The sequence below is a fragment of the Pantoea sp. genome (genome assembly GCF_039594315.1).
Classification (GTDB): Bacteria; Pseudomonadota; Gammaproteobacteria; order Enterobacterales; family Enterobacteriaceae; genus Pantoea.
Window position 1 is genome coordinate 107,253 of sequence record NZ_JBCNNP010000010.1, and the last position, 24,329, is coordinate 131,581.

22 protein-coding genes are annotated in these 24,329 nt (G+C 51.9%); 6 read left to right on the forward strand and 16 right to left on the reverse strand.

Features of this window, described 5'->3' with window-relative positions:
- Positions 1-294: 294 nt before the first annotated feature.
- Together ABDW13_RS09585 and soxR are read right to left on the reverse strand one after the other, a co-directional pair.
- Entirely contained in the window at positions 295-960 is a 666-nt protein-coding gene (locus ABDW13_RS09585) for a glutathione S-transferase (protein ID WP_343552330.1), read from the reverse strand.
- Positions 961-1,011: 51 nt separating this feature from the next.
- Positions 1,012-1,488, reverse strand: a complete 477-nt coding sequence (gene soxR / locus ABDW13_RS09590; RefSeq protein ID WP_009128647.1) for a redox-sensitive transcriptional activator SoxR — start codon at positions 1,486-1,488, stop codon at positions 1,012-1,014.
- 99 nt (positions 1,489-1,587) lie between these two features.
- Here soxR and soxS point away from each other — a divergent pair, with 99 nt between their 5' ends.
- Complete coding sequence (soxS, locus tag ABDW13_RS09595) at positions 1,588-2,019, forward strand: superoxide response transcriptional regulator SoxS (protein WP_343552331.1); 432 nt, start codon at positions 1,588-1,590, stop codon at positions 2,017-2,019.
- Positions 2,020-2,279: 260 nt separating this feature from the next.
- Complete coding sequence (locus tag ABDW13_RS09600) at positions 2,280-2,561, forward strand: YjcB family protein (RefSeq protein WP_343552332.1); 282 nt, start codon at positions 2,280-2,282, stop codon at positions 2,559-2,561.
- Between the two features lie 56 nt (positions 2,562-2,617).
- Here the strand turns inward: ABDW13_RS09600 and ABDW13_RS09605 are convergent, their stop codons facing one another.
- Both ABDW13_RS09605 and ABDW13_RS09610 read right to left on the reverse strand, forming a co-directional pair.
- Positions 2,618-3,568: an ATP-grasp fold amidoligase family protein gene (locus ABDW13_RS09605; protein ID WP_343552333.1), complete on the reverse strand. Its 951-nt coding sequence runs from the start codon at positions 3,566-3,568 to the stop codon at positions 2,618-2,620.
- A gap of 8 nt (positions 3,569-3,576) precedes the next feature.
- Positions 3,577-4,833 carry a polysaccharide biosynthesis C-terminal domain-containing protein gene (locus tag ABDW13_RS09610; RefSeq protein ID WP_343552334.1) on the reverse strand — a complete coding sequence of 419 codons (1,257 nt, stop codon included), beginning with the start codon at positions 4,831-4,833 and terminating at the stop codon, positions 3,577-3,579.
- 526 nt (positions 4,834-5,359) lie between these two features.
- Here ABDW13_RS09610 and ABDW13_RS09615 point away from each other — a divergent pair.
- Positions 5,360-5,755: a transposase gene (locus ABDW13_RS09615; RefSeq protein WP_097095207.1), complete on the forward strand. Its 396-nt coding sequence runs from the start codon at positions 5,360-5,362 to the stop codon at positions 5,753-5,755.
- Positions 5,756-6,688: 933 nt separating this feature from the next.
- On the opposite strand, the gene ABDW13_RS09620 is transcribed toward ABDW13_RS09615, so the two are convergent.
- Positions 6,689-7,642: a DMT family transporter gene (locus ABDW13_RS09620; protein WP_343552335.1), complete on the reverse strand. Its 954-nt coding sequence runs from the start codon at positions 7,640-7,642 to the stop codon at positions 6,689-6,691.
- Between the two features lie 73 nt (positions 7,643-7,715).
- Entirely contained in the window at positions 7,716-8,546 is an 831-nt protein-coding gene (locus ABDW13_RS09625; RefSeq protein WP_343552336.1) for an AraC family transcriptional regulator, read from the reverse strand.
- 123 nt (positions 8,547-8,669) lie between these two features.
- Between ABDW13_RS09625 and ABDW13_RS09630 the strand changes: the two genes are divergently transcribed.
- A complete protein-coding gene (locus tag ABDW13_RS09630) occupies positions 8,670-9,197 on the forward strand; it encodes an isochorismatase family protein (protein ID WP_343552337.1) in 528 nt (175 codons plus the stop codon).
- 15 nt (positions 9,198-9,212) lie between these two features.
- On the opposite strand, the gene ABDW13_RS09635 is transcribed toward ABDW13_RS09630, so the two are convergent.
- The 3 genes from ABDW13_RS09635 to ssb1 form a co-directional block, all read right to left on the reverse strand.
- Complete coding sequence (locus tag ABDW13_RS09635) at positions 9,213-10,457, reverse strand: DNA-processing protein DprA (RefSeq protein WP_343552338.1); 1,245 nt, start codon at positions 10,455-10,457, stop codon at positions 9,213-9,215.
- Complete coding sequence (locus tag ABDW13_RS09640; RefSeq protein ID WP_343552339.1) at positions 10,454-12,553, reverse strand: RecQ family ATP-dependent DNA helicase; 2,100 nt, start codon at positions 12,551-12,553, stop codon at positions 10,454-10,456. Before ABDW13_RS09640 ends, ABDW13_RS09635 begins: the two co-directional genes overlap by 4 nt.
- Positions 12,554-12,669: 116 nt before the next feature.
- Entirely contained in the window at positions 12,670-13,212 is a 543-nt protein-coding gene (ssb1, locus tag ABDW13_RS09645) for a single-stranded DNA-binding protein SSB1 (protein WP_343552340.1), read from the reverse strand.
- A 221-nt stretch (positions 13,213-13,433) separates the two neighbouring features.
- On the opposite strand from ssb1, the gene uvrA reads away from it, so the two are divergent.
- Positions 13,434-16,262 carry an excinuclease ABC subunit UvrA gene (gene uvrA, locus ABDW13_RS09650; protein WP_343552341.1) on the forward strand — a complete coding sequence of 943 codons (2,829 nt, stop codon included), beginning with the start codon at positions 13,434-13,436 and terminating at the stop codon, positions 16,260-16,262.
- Between the two features lie 209 nt (positions 16,263-16,471).
- Positions 16,472-17,536: an NAD(P)-dependent alcohol dehydrogenase gene (locus ABDW13_RS09655; protein WP_343552342.1), complete on the forward strand. Its 1,065-nt coding sequence runs from the start codon at positions 16,472-16,474 to the stop codon at positions 17,534-17,536.
- A gap of 6 nt (positions 17,537-17,542) precedes the next feature.
- On the opposite strand, the gene ABDW13_RS09660 is transcribed toward ABDW13_RS09655, so the two are convergent.
- The 7 genes from ABDW13_RS09660 to dnaB all read right to left on the reverse strand — a co-directional run bounded on the left by ABDW13_RS09660 (position 17,543) and on the right by dnaB (position 24,255).
- Complete coding sequence (locus ABDW13_RS09660; protein ID WP_343552343.1) at positions 17,543-17,893, reverse strand: MmcQ/YjbR family DNA-binding protein; 351 nt, start codon at positions 17,891-17,893, stop codon at positions 17,543-17,545.
- A 3-nt stretch (positions 17,894-17,896) separates the two neighbouring features.
- Entirely contained in the window at positions 17,897-18,316 is a 420-nt protein-coding gene (locus ABDW13_RS09665; RefSeq protein ID WP_343552344.1) for a secondary thiamine-phosphate synthase enzyme YjbQ, read from the reverse strand.
- A gap of 110 nt (positions 18,317-18,426) precedes the next feature.
- Positions 18,427-19,962 (reverse strand): catalase, encoded by a 1,536-nt coding sequence (locus ABDW13_RS09670; protein ID WP_343552345.1) that lies wholly within the window; start codon positions 19,960-19,962, stop codon positions 18,427-18,429.
- 184 nt (positions 19,963-20,146) lie between these two features.
- Complete coding sequence (locus ABDW13_RS09675; protein ID WP_343552346.1) at positions 20,147-21,340, reverse strand: amino acid aminotransferase; 1,194 nt, start codon at positions 21,338-21,340, stop codon at positions 20,147-20,149.
- Between the two features lie 45 nt (positions 21,341-21,385).
- The gene (locus ABDW13_RS09680) at positions 21,386-22,000 is read right to left on the reverse strand and encodes a YitT family protein (protein WP_343552347.1); all 615 of its coding nucleotides are present in this window, start codon (positions 21,998-22,000) and stop codon (positions 21,386-21,388) included.
- 228 nt (positions 22,001-22,228) lie between these two features.
- Positions 22,229-22,720, reverse strand: coding sequence for an Lrp/AsnC family transcriptional regulator (locus tag ABDW13_RS09685; protein WP_343552348.1), 492 nt, complete (start codon positions 22,718-22,720; stop codon positions 22,229-22,231).
- 128 nt (positions 22,721-22,848) lie between these two features.
- Positions 22,849-24,255: a replicative DNA helicase gene (dnaB, locus tag ABDW13_RS09690; RefSeq protein WP_343552349.1), complete on the reverse strand. Its 1,407-nt coding sequence runs from the start codon at positions 24,253-24,255 to the stop codon at positions 22,849-22,851.
- Positions 24,256-24,329 lie beyond the last annotated feature (74 nt).

The following is a 24,329-nucleotide window of genomic DNA, read 5'->3' on the forward strand; positions in this document are numbered from 1 at the left end:
GCGCGGCGCACCTTTGCCGATCCCTGATGGCGGTTTTTCGTGCTGAAAATCCAGGCAAACGTTTACGTCGCCGCGTATTCCGATCCGTAAAAAGGGGCGCGGAAAAAAGGCAAACGATTATCTGGCGTTTGGCATGGGGTTTTCAACTACTAATCGTGGGTAGAGCAGGACAAATCCAGGGACACGGCGAATCACACAGCGTGCAGATATCGTAGCGGCGCAATTTATTGCGTTGTTTTGACTTTTAAAATCAACTGAACGCGATAAATCGCGCCGCTACGGAATGTGCGGGAATCAACTCTGAAACTGAATCGGGCCGCCCTGCTCCAGCGCGCGTTGCCAGGCGGCGCGTTGCTGCATGGTTTCCAGCCAACGGGCGGTGGCGGGCATCTCACGCAGCGAACCGCGCATTTGCAGCGCCAGCAGCGGGAAACTCATCTGCACATCGGCAATGCTAAAACGCGCTCCGGCAAAATAACGATGCTGACTAAGATGCTGTTCGATCACGCCGCCATGCAGCGCCAATTGCTTGTTCAGCCACGCTTTTTGAATACCTTTGCTCAATGCTATGCCCGCCGGACGCAGCAGCCACGGCACCGGCTTCTTGCCCAATTGCGCAAACACCAATTTCATCACCAGCAGCGGCATCAGCGAACCTTCCGCGTAATGCAGCCAGTAACGCGCCTGAATCTGCTCCTCTTCATCGGTTAGCGCCAGTTGGTGCTCGCTGTCGTATTTCAATTGCAGATATTCGAGAATCGCGCCCGATTCGGCGATCACCCGGTTGCCGTCGGTGATCACCGGCGATTTGCCCAGCGGATGCACCTTCTTTAATGAATCCGGCGCCAGCAAGGTGTTTTCTCGCTGATAGCGTTTGATTTGATACGGCACCGACAGCTCTTCCAGCAGCCATAACACGCGGTGCGAACGGGAGTTTTCCAGATGATGAACGGTGATCATGCGGTTTTCCTTGCCGGTAAATGTTTCCCGGCAAGTATAGCGGATACGGGCCTAACGCTTCTGTTCGTCTTGTTCAGGATCGAGCAACACCGCGCCGGAACCTTGCTCGCCCAAGCGGTCACCCGGATTACGCAGCGGGCAATCGCGCATCGATAAACAGCCGCAGCCGATACAGCCGTCCAGATCGTTACGCAACCGCGTCAGGGTTTCGATGCGTTTATCCAACTCTTCGCGCCAATGCTGGGTGAGCGCGTCCCACTCTTGCGTCGACATGCGCTTGTTGGCGGGCACGTGATTCAAACTGTCGCTGACTGTCGCCAGCGGAATGCCGATGCGTTGGGCAATCTTGATAATCGCCACGCGGCGCAACACATCGCGGCTATAACGCCGTTGATTGCCGCCGTTACGCGAACTAAAAATCAAGCCTTTGGTTTCGTAGAAGTGCAGCGCCGAGACCGCCACGCCGCTGCGCTTCGCCACTTCACCGGGCGTCAGCACCGGCTTCGGGTAATTGCGTTCTTTTTTCATTTAGGGCCTTTACCTCAAGTTAACTTGAGGAATTATACTCGCACCCCAGTAAAACTTCGAATTTCTCACCAGGCAAAAAACCATCAGAAGGATGAGGCTATGATGCAACAGGAAATCATTCATTCACTGACTCACTGGATCGATCAGAATCTGGATAAAGCGCTGTCGATTGATGAAGTCGCGGCAAAATCAGGTTATTCAAAATGGCACCTGCAACGTATGTTCCGTGCAGTCACGAAACAAACGCTGGGTGGCTATATTCGCGAACGCCGCCTGACATTGGCTGCCGAAGCGCTGCGCCAGACGCAACGCCCGGTGTTCGATATCGCCATGCAATACGGTTACGACTCGCAGCAGACGTTCTCGCGCGTATTCCGCCGTCAGTTCTCGCAAACGCCCACCGCGTATCGCCACACTATGCGCCGTCAGGCGATGATTCAGCGTCCACGCTTGCTGAGTTTTGACTGCGCCGACAACAACATGAACAGTTTTGCCCAGCGCACCACCGGCGAGTGCTGCCCGGTTAGCTGACCTTTTCTGCGCGCCCTTCGCGGGCGCACCTCTTTAAGCGTCATCCTCTCTCGCCTTTCCCGTCTCGCTTCGATAAAAAATTTTCTACCTGACCCGGTATAAATTTTGTTCAAAATTTAAAATCGAGTGATATAATGTGAGCCAAGTCACACTTTCCACCATGCCGTAGACGGCCAGAAGGGCCTCCCTGACCTTCCTTCTTTGCCGCCAGTGATGTCGATCGAATGTCGGGGATATCACTGATTTAAGAGGCTTTAGAGATGGCTACGTTAACTACCAGTTTGATTGTTATGCGCTGGGAATTGCTGAGTGCGGTAATGATGTTCTTCGCCAGCACCATGAAAATTCGACTGCGTCAAAACAGTCATCACGTGATGGCGCTGCTGTGCGGTGGCATTGGTGTTGGCATGTCTTGCTGGTTCGTGACCGGCCTGCTCGGTATTACTTTGAGCATGGAGAATTTGCACAACTTTATGGAAATCTCCAAAAACGCCTTTATTCAGGTGATGAGCCAGACGCCAACCGATTGGCCGATGCCTTAATCGCCGCCAATAAAAAACCCCGCATCTGCGGGGTTTTTTATTTTGCTGTGTGATTATCAAATTTTCTTCAATACGGCGGGAATCGCGACTTCGCCCACCGAGACGCCCGGTATCTTTGCACCGCGACGATCCTGAATCCACATATCACCCATCATCTGATTAAGTCCCCGATCCAAACCGGTCACCAATCCTGCACCCGGCGTAAAGGTCAGTTCGCCGAAGTAGATCTGCTCGCCATCGATGTACCAATCCACGCGGACGTAATCGAAATCACTCGCCAGCTTTTTGCTTAAATCTAACGCGTGCTGTAACTGCGCCATTTGTTTCGACACATCCAGCCCGGTATCACGAATTTTGTGATACGCCTCGTTGAGATTGTTGACATAAAAATTCATCGACAACAGCGGATTGCAGCGGTTGTAGATCACCTGCAACACATATTCAAAGCTGCCATCGCGCTTGTTGAACATGTGGAATTTGTAGTCAATCGGCGCGGTTTTACCATCGCCAATGTACTGCTCCACCAGAATGCGCGGCTTAATGTAGCGATAGTGAATCTCACGCGCTTCATTGGCGAAATCGGTTTTCAGCCAGCGATGGCAATCGCTGATGATCTGCTGTTTCTTCAGCGCGTCCGGTTCTTCCAGCAGGATTTCCACCATGTTGGAACCGTGGTTCGGCTTGATAACGGTATTTTTCCAGCGCGGCAGCGTATGCAGCGAACTCGGATCGCTGGTTTCATACACCAGCGGGATCAGGTATTCGCTGCCCACTTTCTCAGCGATGTATTCGCGTACCGAATATTTGTCCGACAGACGACCATAAATCTGGTAATCGCCGTGAACGAATTTGCGGTACATCACTTTCTCATTGAAGACCTTTGGCTCACGCAGGTTTGGCAATTTGCGAAACTTGTGAAAATAGTAAATCCGGTCCTGGTAAGACCAAGGCATCTTCTTGATGAAATACTGCAAACTTCTTCTGAGTTCATCTTTCAACTTGAGCATATCGGACCTCATTTGTAGGTTTTGTAGTTGAGTGAGGAAACTTGAATCTTTTGGATGACGCCGTTTTTGAAGAAGTAATTCATTACGGTAAGAGACAGCAATTCTGAGATGAAGACGCTCCAGGCGGCACCCATGATGCCGTAGCCCTGAATCAGCCACCATGAAAGCGGCAGGCTGATCACCATCAGGCAAACGATTTTCTTCAGCAGATAATTGAACCCGCCCTCTTTGACCATGTAGCGATACGCTACGGTGCCCATCGCCGAAAAGCAGGTTGCTAACGACAACAACGTAATGAGACTTCCTGACTGTGTGTACTCGTGACCATACAAAGCGATGATGATTTTTTCGCCGTACATCGCGATCATCGCTAACAACAACAATGAAACACCCATGACATAGCCATTAAGCCGCGCGGTGAGCTTGATGGCGGCTTCTCCACGCTCGCGGAATATTTCCGAGAAGCAGGAAGTGATGATGGCCACGGGGATAAAAATCCATGAAGCCGAAATAGTATTCGCTGCGGCAAATAGACCGAGGTCGCGCGCCGAAGCGATACCGGCTAAGAACATCTGCGCCGCTTTGACCTGTACTGAGATAAAGATGCTGGAGATCGCCAGCGGCAATCCGGCGTACAGCAGATAGCGCAAATAGGTGTTGCGCTTATCCTGCGGCGGCGCCACATCCTGATTTTCGCGATAGAAGTTGAAACGCTTGATGACGTAAGGCACCAGCGTCACAGCCACAATCGACACTGTTAGCCACAGCGGATTGAGGTGCAGCCAGGCAATGGTGAAACTCAAGCTGAAGCCCAGCAACAATCCGACGGAGTTGGCGATGGTGTTGAGCCGCGAGGCTAAACGCGCGTTGTTATAGACGCTGAACGTATCCTGCGTCACAAAAACCGAGGAGATAAACGAGGCCAGAGCAAAGGCGAGGAAATTCTCCTGCATGTTGTACCAGACCCAAATCAACACCGGCAGCGATGTCAGCAGCAGTAAAACCATGCGCATATTGCGTGCGACCGTCATCAGGCGTAAGCCTTTTGGCGCACTCTTACTGATGCGTTTAAACAGAATGGTTTCCGTGCCGAAAATCGCCACGGTCTGCACCATCGAAAACAGCGAGGTCGAAAACGCCATTTGGCCGAAGATGGTTGGGCCAAAGGATTTTGCCACGTAGGAGGTCACAAATATGACGCCGAACACGGAGACAATCTTTTCAGACATCATCCAGGCGGCATTCGACATTACGCTCAATTTCATTGACTGATCCTTAGTATTCCGTACTACCACAACTTTCGGTACAACGTCCTTGAAATGAATTAACAAGCGCTCAGTGGGCCTGACTTAATTTATGAACTTCAAACCAATCTGGTCCGAAAAATGAGATTCGCGTCAGGTATTAGAAAATATATTCAGGAAAATTCTGATTATATCCGGTGCGAAACTCAGTGGATGTAAACGATTTCAGCCTAAATTCTAAGCAAAAGTTTACTAGCACACCCCGATATTTACGCAACTGGGTTATGCCGAATTCACAATGAATGTAGTATTTTTCTGCATTTGGGATGGAATGAATTTATATCAAAAACCTAAAGCCAGGAAGGCGTTCAACGCCATTGAGAATAAAATAAGATTTATCCCATGATGATATTTATTCTAAATATCTTAATTTAACCCTCGCAATTCTAATCGCGCACTTTAATACTGCATTAATAGTGTTTTTGCAGTGCCAGATATTAATACAGTAATTCTCATCCACTAATTGATAAGAAAGGTAATAGCATTTATGAGAAAGTCACGATATAGCGAAGAGCAAATCACAAATGCCATTAAAGCTTCTGAAACGGGAGTGAAAGTCAGGGAGATTTGTGAGGAGCTAGGCATTTCCGAGGCCACTTTCTATAGTTGGAAGAAGAAATTCTCTGGTCTTTCTTCCGAAGAAGGTCGCAAAATCAAGGAGCTAGAAGATCAGCTTCTTAACCTCACGCGCGAGCTGCAATCACTGAGTTCCGACAAAGAAATGCTGCAAAGCGTGCTGAAAAACTTCTTCACTACAAATGAAAAGCGCCAGGCGGTTAACTTCCTGCAAACCACCTTCGACATTGGTACTCGTCGCAGTTGTCGCTTGCTGGATATTAGCCGCAGTGTTTATCACTACCCTTCAGGAACAGATAATCGCTAACTCCATTAAGGCCGATATTATTTGACTTAATGCTGAGATTTGTTCTTACCAGAAGATATGAAGATCATTTAATTCGGCGTTCACGATATAACAATTCGCTCCATTTTTTCCTGATGAATATCATCGCGGAATTGCTTCCTTTTTTGCGGTAAAATTGATTCACATCAGCAAAAGTCTCTCTATTCAAGCCATTTAGCCGAAGTCCAATCTCATTAACGTGAGATTGGCGCTTCGATTATTACTTTACCAACATTAATCATCAGCACTGAATGCAGACAATTCTGTTAAGCATTCATGAACAACGCCATGTAACCGCTCACACATTATCTCTAATTTTAATTGGATCTACTGTGTTATCTAAAATTCACTTTCTACTCTGCAGGTAGCAGTTGTTGCTTCATTCGCCGCCAGGAATAATCCGGATCAAATACGTTATACCTCCTAAACAATAACTATTAAAAAACGCCAGATAAGTTAAATTTACCTGCCTTAATCATCGCCGCGCTTAATGGTTTTTTATCTGACAATTATGGAAACTGTCTGAACATCGGCCCATTCCCTTAAGCTTAAAGTGGCTTTCCAGTGATAATCTTCAGTGCCAAACGGCAATAAAAAGCAGGCTGAATGCATGTTTTTAGCGCTCTGTGCCGGTGCTTTATTGCCAATTGTCTGCGCTTTAGACGGCTAAATGACAGCTTAAGAGTGGATAACCATCTCTGAAGAAACGCATTGCCACGCGTTGGTGTGGCTAACGAGCGCGTATATATGCCCAATAGTGGCTAAAAAAGCAGCTTTAATTCGCATTATCGTTATAACGCAGGCGGGTGTAACGCAGTAAAAAGCAATTAGAAGCGGTTGAGGGGCTGGTCAAATTCTTAAAAATACAGGGAAAAGTACGGCTGAATTCCGTTCAGCCGTACTATTTTAGCTTCGTTAAAGGGCGGTGACTTGCGGTTGTGGCTTAATGCGCATCGCGTAAATCACGCCAATAATCAGGCAACAGATACCAATGGCCGTGAGCAGCGGCGGCCAGTGCTGGCGCCAGAGAAATGTCCACAGCAAACCAGCCAACGTTTCGAACACAATCAGCGGCCCCATGATCACCGTCGGCACACGTTGGCTGGCGGCATTCCAGCATAGCGTGCCCAACCATGAGCAAATCAGCCCAATCGCCAGCATTAATAATAGAAAGCGTTGCGGCTGCGGCCCAAACGGCAGCGCGAATTCTGGCTGCTGCCAATACAACTGCCCACACACTAATAGATAGAAAATCAACGCCAGCGGCAGCGTCACCAAACCTTGCGCAGTCGCCCAGCTTGAGGGTTTATGTTGTGGATGTGCGCGCAGCCATAAACCGTTGCGCAGCGGATACCATGTCCAACACGCCACCGCCAGCACCGCCAACAACAAGCCGGTTAAATAGCGCGACCAATCAAAGTCGGGCCCTTGGGTTTGTAACTCAGCCGCATTCACACACGCTAAACCTGCGGCAATAATCAGCAACGCTGGCGTCAACTTGCGCCACGGTAATCGCCCTTCAAGATGGCCATAACAAAGATTCGCCGTTACGGTGATCACCACCGGCAAGGTGCCGATAATCATGGTGGAAATCGGCGCGCCGGTGCGCTGAATCGCGCTGGCGAGAAAGGCGTAATAGAGCAAATTGCCAATTAGCGATAACTTAAGTGCTTCCAGCCAATCTTTGCGCGCCAGCTTACGTAAACGACGGCGATCCAACCAGGCCAGCGGCAGCACCACCAAGCCAAACGCTACATAGCGTCCGGCCGATTGTAAGGTGCCCGGATAATCGGGGATCAGTAACGGCCCGACAAAGATCAGTCCCCACATCAATCCTGCCGCGAGTGCGAACAATATTCCAGCAAACATAAAACCCTTCCTTTATAAGCATTCCGCAGCAGTGTGCCGCAGCGCGCAGAGAAAGGCTTGTAGCAGATTGCGGTTAGCGTGAAGGAAAAACTTGTTTCTGATAGCGCCCCGGCGTGATGCCGTAGCGATGCGCGAAGGCGCGGGTGAGATGGGCTTGATCGGTGAGGCCAACCGAGGCCGCGACGTTAACAGCACTTTCGCCGCGCGCCAGTTGCTGCTTGGCTTCGAACAAGCGAAACGCCATCAGCATTTGGTGCGGCGTGACGTGAAAGTGCTGCTTGAAGCTGCGCAGAAAATGCCACGGCGACAGCGATGCCAGCGCGGCCAGCTCTTCGAGGCGAACCGGTTCGGCAAGGTTATCGCGTAAATAATCGCGCACCGCATCGAAGCGATGTGCGCCTTCTGATGCTCTTGGCGTTCCCTGACGCGCCAGCGGACGCATCAATTCCAATAATTCGAGCAAAATGCTTTCGCGTTCTAACGTGGTTTCCGCCTGCCACATTTGCGCCAGCAGCTGAGAAAACGGCTGCGCTAAACGCGCATCGGTACGCAACGCATCGGTAAACCACCAATTCCGATCGCCGGTCAGACGATCCATTTCGCGCGGATCGATATAGATCATGCGATAGCGCCAACCTTCTTCACAGGCAGATTCACCGGTATGCAGTTCGTCGGGATTCATCATTACGAGCGAATGCTGCGGCGCGGTGTAATTGGCACCGCGATAGCGAAAACGTTGGGCGCCAGATTCGATGGTGCCGACGCCAAAGGCTTCATGCGTGTGCGGTTCAAAAGCGTAGCGAGAGATGTGCGCCTGATACAGCTCGATGCCCGGCAGCTCAGCGAAATGCTGAAACTGCGCACGATCTTGCTCACAAGGAAAGATTTCAGGAACCACCTTCACAACACACCTCCGCATAAAAAGTGTGCATAAGCATGCGCGGCACGAGCAAGAAATGCAAAGGTGATTTGCTTTACCTCTGCGCTTTGGCACTCCACACTGACAACACTAATAAAGGAGGAAAAGATGGCGAATCGCGTAGTTGTGGTAGTGGATATGCAAAATGGCGTGCTGGCTACGCCGCGTTTTGATCGCGCTGGACGTTGTGAACGCATTAATCAGTTAATTGCTGCCGCCGATCAGGTGATTTTTATTCAGCACGTTGGGCCGGGTTTGGAAGTGGGATCAACAGGATGGGCGATTGTTGCTGAATTAGAGCAACCGGCAAATGCCCTTTTCGTCAATAAAACCGCCTGCGACAGCTTCTGGCAAACCGACCTCGCCGCACAACTCGATCAACACGGAATCGAGAGCTTTGTGATTTGCGGCTGTGCAACGGATTACTGCGTCGATACCACCATCAAAGTCGGTGCCAGCCTCGGCTATCACATTACCGTCGCCGCCGATGCGCACACCACCGCGGATCGCACTTATGCCACGGCGCAACAGCAGATCAATCAACACAACGAAGTGTGGGCCGATTTGATCATGCCCGGTAACCCTTTGCTGGTGCGTGAAACCGAGGAGCTATTGCGGGAATGGCGACCGCATTAAGCTTGCCGATCTGACTTAAACTTTCACTTTCCATTGATAGCGCTCGGGGCTTGATGACTGCGCAATAACGTCATCACTCACCGCGCGTTGTAACCAAGCGGTTAGTTGTACGTGATGCAAGCCAGTGCGGGCGCTGAGCTCTTCCAGCGTAATGGGGTATGCCGCTAATAATGGCAACTGCGCCAGAAATATCAGATAGAAATCACTGGGATGCCATATTCCATCAGGCTCCTGGACGACATGACTGTTGTGATCTGGCTGATGATATTTCGAAAGCGGCAGCTGACCGACTTCCGCTGCGGTGGCGAAAAGATCATGCTGTTCGCTTTGACGCTCGGCTTCGAGTAAACCGCCGATATCAACTTGCTCTATTTTCTCTGCACACCACTGTGCTCCTTGCCTGATCAGTTCCGCATTGCTGGATTGCGGATCATCTGTTGGCTTGGCCCAGAGCGGTACCCAGTGCTTACGCAGATTCTCTTCGGCACCCGCCAGCGTTCCCCCTTTCTGCCCTGCATGAACGACCAAGGCACTTTTCGCCAGGCAATAAACATACTTATTGCGTGCCATCGCGTTGCCAATGCTAAATTTGGCCTCAGGATAAAATGGCGATATCAGCAGAAGATTGCCATTCATCAAACCTTTACGCCATTTCACGCTGGTAGCAGCAGCAAGTAAGCTGTCTGACAGCACGCCGATAACATTTCCGCCATGGTGCATTGCACCTAACATCGCGGCCTCATCCACGCCGCGCGCGCCACCCGAAATCACCGATGTATTTGCCAACGCCGCTTTCTCTCCGATTTGCTTACTGAAAGCGAGATCGTTTTCGCTGGCATTACGCGAACCAATAACCGCCAGCCCGGTACTATTAAGCAAGGATTTATTGCCGCAGCCAAACAGAACCGGCGGTGAATCCGTTTTCAGTTGCTGCTTGAGCTGTTTGGGATAATCCGCATCTGAGCGAGTCACCAGCCACAAACCTGCTCGCTGCCAGCGCTCAACTGCTAACGCCAAGCTGTGCCCGCGGTTCAGCAACGCTTCAATGCGCTCGCGGCTAATACGCGCATCAGACCATTCCGCCAGTAAGGGATTGAGTGATATGGAGAGTAAATCTGCGGGGGTTGCCGAGTGATGCTTTAACCATAGCGCAAAGCGCCCCCATTCAGCATTGCTAAGAGGTTGGCTCTCTTCTTCGCTTTGCGATGAGAAGTGGCTGGTTAGCAAAAGCGTCGCCTGGGCGACCGGTGATAAATTCATGAGTCACTCACTGAAGAGGTTGCAAGAGCAACAGGATAAACAATGCCGCTTCCGGCCTGCTGTAACAATGCAGCGATAACCGTCAGCGTCCACCCTGAATCAACAATATCATCGACCAACAGCACCGGTTGATTGGGTACATCATCACCGACAGCAAATGCGCCGTCCAGATTGCGACACTGGTGAAAACGGTTGTGCTGATTCTTTTGTGGTGGATTATCAATTAATTTTCGCAGCACATTGATGTATGGCAAGCCCAGACGTGCGGCCAGCCGACGAGTGAAATCGGCCACCAACTCAGGATGACGACGCGAAGGCACGTTGCACACCCAAAGCGGAGCAGGCTGTAGCTGCCAACGCTGCTCAAGCATTTCCGCCATGGCATCCACCAGTTCATCACCATAAAAGCCACCGGCTTTATGCGCGGCAACAGTTTTTCCCCATCCCGCATCACCCCAGCGCGACAGCACCCGGCCTTCTTGCGCACGCAAGTTAAGCGGCAGATTTCCCCGCCAGCCATAATGTGTAAAGGCATGGGCAGCGACCTGAATTTTTGGGGTAATGATGCTTTCGGCACGCTGTAAAAAAGTCGCTGCTTGGTGCACTAGCTGCGAATTTGGCGTTTGCTGCAACAACGGCGCATCACAGCAGGCGGCACATTTACCGCACGACGTCGCATCTGCATCATCCAGCGATTGCCGCAAGAAGGTCATCAAGCAACCTCGATGCGCGATGTAGTTCTGCACTTCCTGCCACTCAAGTTCTCGTTGCCGCGTCAGATGGGTAATGCGATCGCGATCTAGCTGAAAAGGCACTGGTGTTCTGCGCCACTGGCTTTTCACTTTAATTACTGGCGCTGGATTCTCGACGCTCAGCAACTTCAGCACTTTATCGATTTGCCCCTGACGTAAATTGGTTTGCTCTTCAATGTCACGTATCGATAAACCATCATGCTGCTCCAACACCTGCAAAATCTCATGAACCTGACTTTCTGCCGGAAAAGCTGACTGACGAAAAAAGTGGTGAATATCGCGATCTTCAACGCCCGACATCAGCACGCCAATGGCTTGATCAATACCGCGCCCCGCACGCCCGACTTGCTGGTAATAAGCCACAATCGAGCCCGGCGCTTGATAGTGCAAGACAAAACTTAAATCGGGTTTATCGTAGCCCATGCCAAGTGCAGTGGTGGCAACTAGCACCTTCAATTGATTGGCCAATAAGCGATTTTCAAGATGCTGGCGATAGTCGTTACTGCTATCAAAACCCGATGCTTCAACGCTGCCATGATAGGCAAGCGCATCAATATTTTGGCTGCGTAACCATGCGGCAACTTGCTCGGCATCGCGCACAGTTAAGGTGTAGATAATACCGGTGCCCGATAAGGTGGGGACAACCTGCGCCAGCCAAGCCAAACGTGAAGCCTGATCGGGCATGACGATAGTTTGCAACGCCAGGCTTTTACGTGTCAGCTCGCCACGTTGAATGTGAATGTCTCCCAACTGCTGCTGAATATCTGCGACAACACGATTGTTCGCCGTCGCCGTGGTGCCTAATACCGGCGTGTTGGCTGGTAGTTGACGCAATATACTGACGATTCGTCGGTAATCCGGGCGGAAATCGTGCCCCCAATCCGAGATACAGTGCGCTTCATCGATCACCATCAAAGCAATGCGGTCGGCAATCGGCAGCAATACCGTTTCAATAAACTGATCGTTGGCGAGGCGTTCTGGCGAGATCAACAAACAATCAATCTGATTATTCAACACACGTTGCGTGACACTCTGCCATTCAGTGCTATTGGCTGAGTTCATGGTTTCCGCCACGATGCCCAAACGCCGGGCAGATTCAATTTGGTTGCGCATCAGGGCTAACAGCGGCGAAACAATGATTGTCGGCCCCATTCCGCGGTCGCGAAATATTTTGGCACTGATGAAATAAACGGAGCTTTTACCCCACCCCGTGCGTTGCACCACCAGCAATTTCTGCCGTTGATTGACGATCGCATCAATCGCTTCCCACTGTCCTTCACGAAACTGCGCCTGCTCATTTGCCAGCGCTGTTTTTAGTAACTCTTGTGCCAGTTGATGTTGCATCATCACTCCTTAATGTGCGTTGAATTCCCTTTCAAAATCGCCTAAAACCCGATTATTAGAGACAAAAAAGCCCTGTAAAACAGGGCTTTTGAGTTATATAGGTTTGAAAAGACAAATCAGAACGGAATGTCGTCGTCAAAATCCATTGGTGGTTCGTTGTTGGCCGGGGCGCTCTGCTGCTGTGGACGCTGTTGCGCGCCGCCGCTGAACTGGTTGCCGCCGCCCTGAGGCTGTTGTTGTGGCTGCTGTGGCTGGCCCCAACCGTTGTTGTTACCGCCCTGGCCACCCGCTGGTGCGCCCGCGCCTTGTTGGCGTCCGCCCAGCATCTGCATGGTGCCGCCCACGTTAACGACCACTTCAGTGGTGTATTTTTCCTGGCCGCTCTGATCGGTCCATTTGCGGGTGCGCAGTTGGCCTTCGATGTAAACCTGAGAACCTTTCTTCAGGTATTCGCCCGCCACTTCCGCCAGCTTGCCGAACAGCACAACACGGTGCCATTCGGTGATCTCTTTGTTTTCACCGGTGGTTTTATCGCGCCAGCTTTCTGACGTGGCCAGCGTAATGTTGGCTACCGCGCCACCATTTGGCATATAGCGCACTTCCGGATCCTGACCCAGATTCCCGACTAGAATCACTTTGTTTACGCCACGACTGGCCATGTTGCTGTCTCCCGATGAGTTGATGCTAAAAGTCTAAGCGAAAAATTGTATCACGTCACATTGGCGGTTCCCACTTCAGAGCGGGATTCCAATTTTTAACGGCAGACAGAATAGCAAAAACACTGGATATTTATTCAGTTTATTTTTTGTGCCATAATGGAGCGTTTCTGCTGGTCGTGCTGGCAAGGCATGGCGAGTGTTGTTCAATCCGGGAAAGGTGAATGGATAAGATCGAAGTCCGCGGTGCTCGCACCCATAATTTGAAAAATATCAACCTGATCATCCCTCGCGATAAGCTCATTGTGGTCACCGGTCTGTCGGGTTCCGGTAAGTCTTCGCTGGCATTTGATACGCTGTATGCCGAAGGTCAGCGCCGCTATGTTGAATCGCTCTCAGCCTATGCGCGTCAGTTTCTTTCATTAATGGAGAAACCGGACGTTGACCATATTGAAGGTCTGTCGCCCGCCATTTCCATTGAGCAGAAATCGACGTCGCATAACCCGCGTTCGACCGTCGGCACCATTACTGAAATTCATGATTATCTGCGCCTGCTGTTTGCCCGCGTGGGTGAGCCGCGCTGCCCGGATCATGACGTGCCGCTGGCGGCGCAAACCGTTAGCCAAATGGTTGATCAGGTGCTGTCGCAGGAAGAAGGTCGCCGCCTGATGTTGCTGGCGCCGGTGGTGAAAGATCGTAAAGGCGAGCACACCAAGACGCTGGAAAATCTCGCCGCGCAGGGTTACATCCGCGCGCGTATTGACGGCGAAGTGTGCGATCTCTCCGATCCGCCAAAGCTTGAGTTGCAGAAGAAGCACACCATTGAAGTGGTGATCGACCGCTTCCGCGTGCGCGACGATCTGGCGACACGTTTGGCCGAATCGTTCGAAACCACGTTGGCATTGAGCGGCGGCACCGCCATCGTCGCCGATATGGATGATACTGACGCCGAAGAGATGCTGTTCTCCGCCAACTTCGCCTGCCCGATTTGTGGCTACAGCATGAGTGAGCTAGAGCCGCGTTTGTTCTCGTTCAACAACCCGGCTGGCGCGTGTCCAACCTGCGATGGTTTGGGCGTGCAGCAATATTTCGATCCCGATCGCGTGGTGCAAAATCCCGAGCTGTCATTAGCTGGCGGCGCGATTCGCGGCTGGGATCGCCGCAACTTCTATTACTTCCAGATGCTACGTTCATTGGCAGAACATCTGGAATTCGATGTCGAAGCGCCATTCAATAGCCTGAGCGACAAAGCGCGCCAGGTGATTTTGTACGGCTCTGGCAAAGAGAATATCGAATTCAAATACATCAACGATCGCGGTGATACCTCCGTACGTCGTCATCCGTTTGAAGGCGTGCTGCATAACATGGAGCGCCGTTATAAAGAGACGGAATCCAATGCCGTGCGTGAAGAGCTGGCGAAGTTCATCAGCAATCGCTCTTGTACTAGCTGCGACGGCACGCGTCTGCGCCGTGAAGCGCGCCATGTGTTTGTGGAAAACACTGATCTGCCCACCATTTCAGAGATGAGCATCGGGCATGCCACCGATTTCTTCCGCAATCTAAAACTCAGCGGTCAGCGCGCGCAAATCGCCGAGAAAATCCTGAAAGAGATCGGTGATCGCCTAAGCTTCCTGGTTAACGTCGGTTTGAATTATCTGTCGATGTCACGTTCGGCGGAAACGCTGTCCGGCGGTGAAGCGCAGCGTATTCGTCTGGCCAGCCAGATTGGTGCTGGCTTGGTGGGCGTAATGTACGTGCTGGATGAGCCGTCAATCGGTCTGCATCAGCGTGATAACGAACGCCTGCTCGGCACGCTGATTCATCTGCGCGATCTTGGCAACACCGTAATTGTGGTGGAACATGATGAAGATGCGATTCGCGCCGCTGACCACGTGATTGATATCGGGCCTGGCGCGGGTGTGCATGGCGGTCAAGTGGTTGCCGAAGGCGATGTGCACGCGATCATGGCGAATGAAAATTCTCTGACCGGCCAGTTCCTGAGCGGCAAACGTGAAATCGCGATTCCAAAACAGCGCGTGAAAGGCGATCCGGCCAAAGTGCTGAAACTGACCGGCGCGCGCGGTAACAACCTTAAAGATGTGACGCTGACAATTCCGGTTGGCCTGTTTACCTGCATTACCGGCGTGTCCGGTTCGGGTAAATCGACGCTGATCAACGATACCTTGTTCCCAATTGCGCAGCGCCAGCTCAACGGCGCGACCACCACTGAAGTGGCACCGTATCGCGAGATCGCTGGTCTGGAGCATTTCGACAAAGTCATCGATATCGATCAAAGCCCCATTGGTCGTACGCCACGTTCTAACCCGGCAACCTACACTGGTATTTTCACGCCGGTACGTGAACTGTTCGCCGGTGTGCCGGAAGCGCGTTCACGTGGTTACAATCCGGGCCGCTTTAGCTTCAACGTGCGCGGTGGCCGCTGTGAAGCCTGCCAGGGCGACGGCGTGATCAAAGTTGAAATGCACTTCCTGCCGGACGTCTATGTGCCGTGCGACCAGTGCAAAGGCAAGCGCTATAACCGTGAAACGCTGGAGATTAAGTACAAAGGCAAGAGCATCCACGAAGTGCTGGATATGACCATTGAAGAAGCACGCGAATTCTTTGATGCCGTACCCGCGCTAGCGCGTAAGCTGCAAACGCTGATCGATGTGGGTCTGTCGTATATTCGTCTGGGTCAATCCGCGACCACGCTGTCGGGCGGTGAAGCGCAGCGTGTAAAACTTGCGCGTGAGCTGTCCAAACGCGGCACCGGCCAAACGCTGTATATTCTGGATGAACCGACAACTGGCCTGCATTTTGCCGACATTCAGCAGTTGCTGGAAGTGCTGCATCAGTTGCGCGATCAGGGCAACACCATTGTGGTGATTGAGCACAACCTCGACGTAGTAAAAACCGCGGACTGGATTGTTGATCTCGGACCAGAAGGCGGTAGCGGCGGCGGTGAAATCTTAATTGCTGGCACGCCGGAAACTGTGGCGGAGTGTGAAAGATCGCATACCGCACGCTTCCTTAAGCCCATGTTGAAAAAGTAATTTTCTCTCAGGCCCGCGATTGCGGGCCTGCTTTTTGCTGCCGAATTCCGCATCGAAATGCAGGAACAGGCAAGAATCAGACAACTTCAGGCATATACGCTTTCCCCTCTGCTGACTATCCTTACAACGTTCCTTTTTGGCGTGACTCACGCGCCTTTATCCCATACGGGATCCCGCAAAAAATCACGACACATCCTACTGGAGACACCATGAATATTACGCATGCCTATGCCGCACAGGACGCGAAATCAAAACTCGCCCCGTTCGACTTCAAGCCACGCGAACTGCGCGCTCATGATGTGCAGATTGAAGTGTTGTACTGTGGCGTTTGCCACTCTGATTTGCATACCGCACGCAACGAATGGCGTAACACCATCTTCCCAGTGGTGCCAGGCCACGAAATCGTGGGCCGCGTGACGGCTGTTGGCGCACACACCCACAACTACAAAGTGGGCGATTTGGTGGGCGTTGGCTGTATGGTCGACTCTTGCCGCAGCTGTCCGAGCTGCCAGGAAGGCCTGGAACAGTATTGCGAAAACGGCTTCGTTGGCACGTACAACGGTGAAGACCGTGAAACCAAAGCCATTACCTACGGCGGCTACTCCACCAGCATGGTGGTTGATGAAAGCTTTGTGCTGCGTGTGCCGGAAAATCTGGATCTGGCTGGCGTTGCGCCGCTGCTGTGCGCCGGTATCACCACTTACTCGCCGCTGCGTCACTGGAACGTGGGTCCGGGTAAAAAAGTCGGCATCGTCGGCTTAGGTGGTTTGGGTCACATGGGCGTGAAACTGGCGCATGCGATGGGTGCGCATGTGGTGTTGTTCACCACGTCACCATCGAAAATTGAAGATGGTAAGCGTCTGGGTGCAGATGAAGTGGTTATCTCGAAAGATGCCGACCAAATGGCCGCGCATACCAATAGCTTCGATTTCATCCTCAACACCGTGGCGGCGCAGCACGATCTCAATCCGTTTATCGCCCTGCTGAAGCGTGATGGCAACATGACGCTGGTTGGCGCGCCGGAGCACGATCACCCAGCACCGCAGGTGTTTAACCTGATCTTCAAACGTCGCAGCATCGCCGGTTCACTGATTGGCGGTATTGCTGAAACGCAGGAGATGCTGGATTTCTGCGGCAAACATGGCATCACTTCGGATATCGAACTGATCGCGATGAATCAAATCAACGAAGCCTACGAACGTATGCTGAAAAGCGACGTGAAATACCGCTTCGTGATTGATATCAATACCCTGCGCGAAGAATCTGCGGCTTAATACGCCTCAGTGTTCATCATGGTTGACGCCCGCTTCGCGCGTGGCGTCAGCCTGTTGCCAGGAGGCATCCACCAGATAGTAAATCTGCGAATCCTTCAGCGAACCATCCAGCCACAACGTGCTCCAGTGCGATTTATTCAAATGCTCGCTGGGAAACACATCGTTATGCTCCTCACGCAATAAATCCGCCAGCGCCGGAGATGATTTAAGCGACAACGCGGGACGCCCTTGCACCTCGTACAACATGGCAAACAGCACGCCTTCGCTTTTGATTTGTGTCGCCTGCCAGCACTCCTTATAACTTTGCTCCGCGCCGGGCTTATCCATGCAATAGCTTAATAAATCCGATGTGTTCATATTCTATTCCCCTTGTAGGGTCGCCACGATGCGGCGCTCACCGCCGTGCACCCGATGTTCACCCAGCCAGATTCCCTGCCACGTTCCGAGCATTAGGCGGCCACGGTTGATCGGAATCAGCAACGATACGCCGAGTAACGACGATTTAATGTGAGCGGGCATGTCATCAGCCCCTTCGTAATCATGTTCATAAGGCGCATTTTCTGGAACATCGCGTAAGAAATGCTGCTCCATATCGCTGCGCACCGTGGGATCGCAATTTTCATTTAGCGTCAGTGACGCCGATGTGTGTTGCAGCAAGAGATGCAGTTGGCCGACACGAACATCAGCAGATAAGCCGTGCAGCTGAGCGATAATCTCGTCGGTAATCAAATGGAAACCGCGCGTTTTAGCGCTGAGCGTGAGGGTTTGTTGATGCCACATGCCAAAATCCTAAAGTTAAAAACACACCCGTTAAGTGTGCAGCATGTCGGCGAAAGGTAAACCCTTGGAAGAGGAAAAAGCGGCAGAGCGTGATGTCTGCCGCCTGAAGGTTAGTCGTTGAGCTTCGCGGCCATCGCTTTGATGCTGCCAACATCATCTTTGGTGATGGCAGCTAAACGCTCGCCGTACTCTTTATCGGCTTTGTAGAAATACGAAAGCATGATCGCGCGGCTCTGCACATCAACGCCTTTCAGCGCGCCACCGAGCGAGTTAATCAGATCGGTTTTCTCTTTAGCGTTGAAGGAACGATACAGATCGCCGGCCTGCTTAAAGTTCTGCGTTTTGGCAATCATCGCCTGCTGTGTGGTACCGCTCAGCGGGCTGAGGCTGTAACGCGCACTTTGCACTTCTTCACGCGGATAAATGCGGCTTGGTTGATAGTTAACGCCATGATCGTCGGCTTTACCGTCATTCATCGCGCCATCCTGATTGCCATTACTCACGGCAACGCGCGGTGCGTTGACCGGCAGGCTCAAACCGTTGGCACCGACGCGGTACATTTGCGTATCCGCATAGGAGAACAAACGGCCTTGCAGCAGGCGATCTTCTGAAGGCTCGATGCCCGGCACCAGATTTGATGGCGCCATCGCGACCTGTTCGGTTTCCTGGAAGAAGTTATCAACGTTGCGGTTCAACTCCATTTGGCCAACTTTCACTTCCGCAATGCCTGGCCAGATTTTGGTGGCATCCAACGGGTTGAAGTCGTACTTATCCACATCGCTGGCTTTGATGGTTTGAATGTAGAGATCCCATTTCGGGAACTGTTTTTGGTTGATTGCCGTAACCAAATCTTCGGTCATATGGCTGAAGTTGGTACTTTGAATCGCTGCCACTTCGCCAGGATCGAGGTTCTTTTCGCCCTGCAAGGTTTTCCAGTGGAACTTCACGTAGTGCACTTCACCTTTGGCATTGACGAACTTATAGGCGTGCACACTATTGCCATCCATCTGACGATAGTTGGCTGGCGTGCCCATGTTGGAAAACAGCATGGTCAAACCGTGCGTCGCTTCTGGTACGTGCGAGAAGAAATCAAAGGTGCGGGCATCATTGCCGAGGTTGGTGCGCGGATCGGGCTTAAATGCATGCACCATGTCCGGGAACTTAATCGCATCACGAATGAAGAACACTGGCAGATTGTTACCGACTAAATCCCAGTTGCCCTGGTTGGTGTAAAACTTGGTGGCGAAACCACGCGGATCGCGCAGCGTTTCCGGTGAATGTTTACTGTGTACCACCGAAGAGAAACGCACAAAGACCGGCGTAACGCTGCCCGGCTTGAACACTTCAGCAATGGTTAAATCGCTGATGTCTTTGCTAGCGCGAAACTCACCGTGTGCACCGGTACCACGCGCATGCACCACACGCTCTGGAATACGTTCACGATCAAAGCGTTGCAGCTTCTGGATTAGTTGCACATCTTGCAGCAATACGGCGCCATTTTCGCCCGCAGTTTGTGAGTTTTGGTTATCGCCAACAGGTGCGCCGTTGTCACGGGTTAAGGTGGTGCTGAAGGCTGGCAGGGAGAAGGCTAAAGCAAATACATAAGCGAGGGGTTTGACTGCAAAAGAGTAAGCGGTCCGGGTCATAAGCGTGCTTCCTTGTGAGTGTAAGTTTGCGACTTCAATGCCGCGCTCGCGCCGTTTAAGGCTGGAGAATATTTACACTCAGACTGAGATGCGCTAACAGGACTAGTCTCGTTTGTAGTTAACAAAAAAGTTATAAAAAAACCGCCAGCCGAGACTGACGGTTTAGTGTGCATCTGAATCTGTCTTACATTACCGCGGCAAACGCCTCAGCCACCTGATTGACGTTGCGGCTGTTCAAGCCTGCCACGCACATGCGGCCGCTGGAGATCAGGTAGACGCCAAACTCGTCGCGCAGACGATCAACCTGCTGCGCGCTCAACCCGGTGTAGCTGAACATACCGCGCTGCTTCAGCAGGTAATCGAAGTTTTGGCCCGGCAGTTTGGTGCTTAGCACCTTAACTAAGGCCTGACGCATTTCGATGATGCGCAAACGCATCTCTTCCACTTCAGCCAGCCAGTTTTTCAGCAGTGCTTCATCGTTCAGCACGCAAGAAACCACCTGCGCACCGAAGTTTGGCGGGCTGGAGTAGTTGCGACGCACGGTAGCTTTCAACTGGCCCAACACGCGCGCTGACTCTTCTGCGCTATCGCAGACGATAGACAAGCCGCCAACGCGCTCGCCGTACAGCGAGAAGATTTTCGAGAACGAGTTGCTGACCAGCGCTGGCAAGCCTGCTGCGGCGATGGCGCGAATCGCATACGCATCCGCTTCCATGCCCGCACCAAAGCCCTGATAAGCGATATCGAGGAACGGAATCAGTTCCTGCGCTTTCAGCACTTCGGTAGTTTCGTCCCACTGCGCGTTAGTCAGGTCGGCACCGGTTGGGTTGTGACAGCACGGGTGTAGCAGCACGATCGATTGCTTCGGCAAGGTTTTCAGCTTGGCGATAAACGCATCAAACTTCACGCCGTTGGTTTCCGCGTCGTACCACGGATAAGTATTCACCTCAAAACCGGCACCGTTGAAAATCGCGATGTGGTTTTCCCACGTTGGATCGCTGACCCAGACGTTTGAGTTCGGGAAATAGCGCTTAAGGAAATCCGCACCGACTTTCAATGCGCCTGAACCGCCCAGGGTTTGGATAGAGGCAATGCGGCCCGCTTGCAGCATCGGATGTTGTTTACCAAACAGCAGCGGCGCAATCGCGTTACGGTAAGCGTTCAGACCTTCCATCGGCAGATACAACGAAGCCTGATGAGGCTGCGCTTGCAGACGCTCTTCGGCTGCGGCAACCGCTTGCAGCTGAGGAATGATGCCCGCTTCGTTGTAATAGAGGCCAATGCTCAGATTCACTTTGTTATCGCGCGGATCTTGTTTGAAGGTTTCCATCAGCGATAGAATCGGATCGCCGGCATAGGCATCAACGTTTTGAAACACGGTGCAGATCTCCATGATTGTTCATAAATATGAGGTAAGGCGTCATCAAACCATGTAACGGCCAGGACGATGATTCATTGCGATGATCAGATTGAGGATCACCGCACCCGCAATTGAGGCCAGCAGCATCGGTAGCGAAACCACAAACAGTGACGCCAGTACCACGCAGGTATCCACCGCCATTTGTAGCTTTCCAGCACGCAGACCGAAGCGATCCTGCATCCACAGCGCCAAAATATTGATGCCGCCCAAGCTGGCTTTATGGCGGAACAACACTATAAACCCAATGCCCATCACCACGTTACCGAGCAGTGTCGCATAAAACGGATTTAATGCAGAAAAATGCACGAATAACGGATGGAGGTGGGTAAACAGCGAAACCAGGCCAACCGCGCAGAAGGTTTTCAGCGTAAATTCCCAGCCCATGCGGCGCACCGCCAGCCAGTAAAATGGCAGGTTGATCAGGAAGAAAGCACTACCAAATGAGAGCGGCGATAAGTAGCTGATTAAGAAGGCAATACCCGCCGAACTGCCGGTTAATGCGCCCGCTTGTTTCAGCATAATCACGCCAAATGACACCATTAGCGTGCCGAGGACGATCGCCAGCGCATCTTCAATCAGCGAATGGGGAACTTTGGTGGGTTGAACGACGTTATCCATGGGTTAATCTCATTGCAAATGATGCGCTTCAAATGCAAAAAACGCACCACATCGGCGGCTTATGCGCGCCGCCGATGGGTGCCAGTGATTATCCAATTGATAACTAAGGCGCTTTATTGCAGGTTTTTGTGCATTAACCTGGATTCAAACCATCAATTCATGCACAAATATGTTTTCTGGTGCGCGTTTTTTGCATTTATTTGGCAATAATTGCACCAGATTAGCACATCATGCACTTTTTTGGCGCGTTTTGTGCTGAGGGATCATCATCAAACCGTTCTCTTTTAAACGGCTCAATACTACGGATGTTTTTACGTGCGCAACGCTTTGATGTCCGGCGACTAACTGGCTGATCAGCGCGCTTAATGACGCCAGATCGGCCACCGCCACTTTCAGCAGATAATCGGCATCACCGGTGGTTTTAAACGCATCAACGATGGCAGGTTCTTCCTCCACCATGCGATGGAAATTCTCTTCGTAATCCGGCGTGTGATTTTTCAATCGCACTTCAATTAATCCCACCATGCCCAAGCCAACCGCGTCCGGTGAAAGACGTGCGTGATAGCCAAGAATGAGGTTTGCCTGCTCCAGATTGATGCGGCGGCGTGAACATTGAGACGCCGAAAGTCCGACTAAATCGCTGAGTTCCTGGTTGGTGAGGCGTCCGTTAGATTGTAGTAATGTCAATATCTTAAGGTCGTGATCGTCTACCTGAGTCATTCTGTTTCCACAGCGTTATAGGGTTCGCTTTGGTACAGATAACCTGATTAAAGCCGGGGTTGTCCAACACTATTTTCTGATGACGTGAAATGCATGCACAAATCGTGCATGCATACGGGGAGAAAGGATTATTCGTCGTCGTATTGCGGGCCAGCATAGTTGTCAAAACGCGACCATTGGCCATTAAAGGTCAAACGTACGGTACCGATCGGGCCGTTACGCTGCTTACCAAGGATGATCTCAGCAATGCCTTTCAGATCGCTGTTTTCGTGATACACCTCGTCACGATAGATGAACATGATCAAGTCGGCATCCTGCTCGATCGAACCGGATTCACGCAGATCCGAGTTAACCGGGCGTTTATCTGCACGCTGCTCCAATGAACGGTTCAGCTGCGACAGCGCCACCACCGGCACATTCAGTTCTTTCGCCAGCGCTTTCAGCGAGCGCGAAATCTCGGCGATCTCCAGCGTACGGTTGTCGGATAACGCCGGCACACGCATCAGCTGCAAGTAGTCGATCATGATCAGACTTAAGCCGCCGTTTTCACGGAAGATACGACGTGCACGTGAACGCACTTCGGTTGGCGTCAGGCCAGAAGAGTCATCAATAAACATGTTCTTCTTCTCGAGCAAAATCCCCATGGTGGCGGAAATGCGCGCCCAATCTTCATCTTCTAATTGACCGGTACGAATGCGCGTTTGGTCAACGCGCGACAGCGACGCCAGCATACGCATCATCAATTGCTCGCTGGGCATTTCAAGGCTAAAAATCAGCACCGGTTTGTCTTGCAGCATCGCGGCGTTTTCGCACAGATTCATGGCGAAGGTGGTTTTACCCATTGAAGGACGCGCCGCAACGATAATCAGATCTGAGCCCTGCAAACCGGCAGTTTTCTTGTTGAGATCCTGATAGCCGGTATCGACGCCGGTCACGCCATCGTGCGGCGTGGAAACCAGCGACTCAATACGCGAGACCGTCGCTTCCAAAATCTGCTCGATGTTCTGCGGGCCCTGATCTTTATTGGCACGCTGCTCGGCGATTTTAAATACGTTGGATTCGGCGAAATCGAGCAGATCTTCGCTGCTACGACCTTGCGGATCGTAACCCGCATCGGCGATCTGATTCGCCACCGAGATCATCTCACGTACCACGGCACGTTCACGCACGATATCGGCATAAGCGCCGATGTTCGCCGCACTTGGCGTGTTTTTGGCTAATTCAGCGAGATAAGCAAAGCCGCCTGCCATCTCCAGTTCACCGAGCGTTTCCAGTGATTCAGAGAGCGTAATCAGGTCGATCGGCTGGCCAGCTTCCAGCAAACGCTGCATTTCGCTGAAGATCATGCGGTGCGAGCGGTTGAAGAAATCATTGGCGACCACGCGCTCAGAGACGTTGTCCCAGCGCTGGTTATCCAGCATCAACCCACCGAGCACCGACTGCTCCGCTTCTATGGAATGCGGCGGCATTTTCACGCCTTCCAGCTGCCGATCGCGGGGTTCGTTCGATTTGTTGGTGGGTTTATTTCCTGCCATAGTGAATGCATTACCGATCGTGAAAGGGACGCGCAAGTATACCGTCCCAGGATGAACAATCACAGGAGTCAGAA

What these genes read in the sequence shown, in the direction of transcription:
- ABDW13_RS09585 (WP_343552330.1), bottom strand. Translation starts at nt 960, where the DNA reads ATGATCACCGTTCATCATCTGGAAAACTCCCGTTCGCACCGCGTGTTA.
- soxR (WP_009128647.1), bottom strand. Translation starts at nt 1,488, where the DNA reads ATGAAAAAAGAACGCAATTACCCGAAGCCGGTGCTGACGCCCGGTGAA.
- soxS (WP_343552331.1), top strand. Translation starts at nt 1,588, where the DNA reads ATGATGCAACAGGAAATCATTCATTCACTGACTCACTGGATCGATCAG.
- ABDW13_RS09600 (WP_343552332.1), top strand. Translation starts at nt 2,280, where the DNA reads ATGGCTACGTTAACTACCAGTTTGATTGTTATGCGCTGGGAATTGCTG.
- ABDW13_RS09605 (WP_343552333.1), bottom strand. Translation starts at nt 3,568, where the DNA reads ATGCTCAAGTTGAAAGATGAACTCAGAAGAAGTTTGCAGTATTTCATC.
- ABDW13_RS09610 (WP_343552334.1), bottom strand. Translation starts at nt 4,833, where the DNA reads ATGAAATTGAGCGTAATGTCGAATGCCGCCTGGATGATGTCTGAAAAG.
- ABDW13_RS09615 (WP_097095207.1), top strand. Translation starts at nt 5,360, where the DNA reads ATGAGAAAGTCACGATATAGCGAAGAGCAAATCACAAATGCCATTAAA.
- ABDW13_RS09620 (WP_343552335.1), bottom strand. Translation starts at nt 7,642, where the DNA reads ATGTTTGCTGGAATATTGTTCGCACTCGCGGCAGGATTGATGTGGGGA.
- ABDW13_RS09630 (WP_343552337.1), top strand. Translation starts at nt 8,670, where the DNA reads ATGGCGAATCGCGTAGTTGTGGTAGTGGATATGCAAAATGGCGTGCTG.
- ABDW13_RS09635 (WP_343552338.1), bottom strand. Translation starts at nt 10,457, where the DNA reads ATGAATTTATCACCGGTCGCCCAGGCGACGCTTTTGCTAACCAGCCAC.
- ABDW13_RS09640 (WP_343552339.1), bottom strand. Translation starts at nt 12,553, where the DNA reads ATGCAACATCAACTGGCACAAGAGTTACTAAAAACAGCGCTGGCAAAT.
- ssb1 (WP_343552340.1), bottom strand. Translation starts at nt 13,212, where the DNA reads ATGGCCAGTCGTGGCGTAAACAAAGTGATTCTAGTCGGGAATCTGGGT.
- uvrA (WP_343552341.1), top strand. Translation starts at nt 13,434, where the DNA reads ATGGATAAGATCGAAGTCCGCGGTGCTCGCACCCATAATTTGAAAAAT.
- ABDW13_RS09655 (WP_343552342.1), top strand. Translation starts at nt 16,472, where the DNA reads ATGAATATTACGCATGCCTATGCCGCACAGGACGCGAAATCAAAACTC.
- ABDW13_RS09660 (WP_343552343.1), bottom strand. Translation starts at nt 17,893, where the DNA reads ATGAACACATCGGATTTATTAAGCTATTGCATGGATAAGCCCGGCGCG.
- ABDW13_RS09665 (WP_343552344.1), bottom strand. Translation starts at nt 18,316, where the DNA reads ATGTGGCATCAACAAACCCTCACGCTCAGCGCTAAAACGCGCGGTTTC.
- ABDW13_RS09670 (WP_343552345.1), bottom strand. Translation starts at nt 19,962, where the DNA reads ATGACCCGGACCGCTTACTCTTTTGCAGTCAAACCCCTCGCTTATGTA.
- ABDW13_RS09680 (WP_343552347.1), bottom strand. Translation starts at nt 22,000, where the DNA reads ATGGATAACGTCGTTCAACCCACCAAAGTTCCCCATTCGCTGATTGAA.
- ABDW13_RS09685 (WP_343552348.1), bottom strand. Translation starts at nt 22,720, where the DNA reads ATGACTCAGGTAGACGATCACGACCTTAAGATATTGACATTACTACAA.
- dnaB (WP_343552349.1), bottom strand. Translation starts at nt 24,255, where the DNA reads ATGGCAGGAAATAAACCCACCAACAAATCGAACGAACCCCGCGATCGG.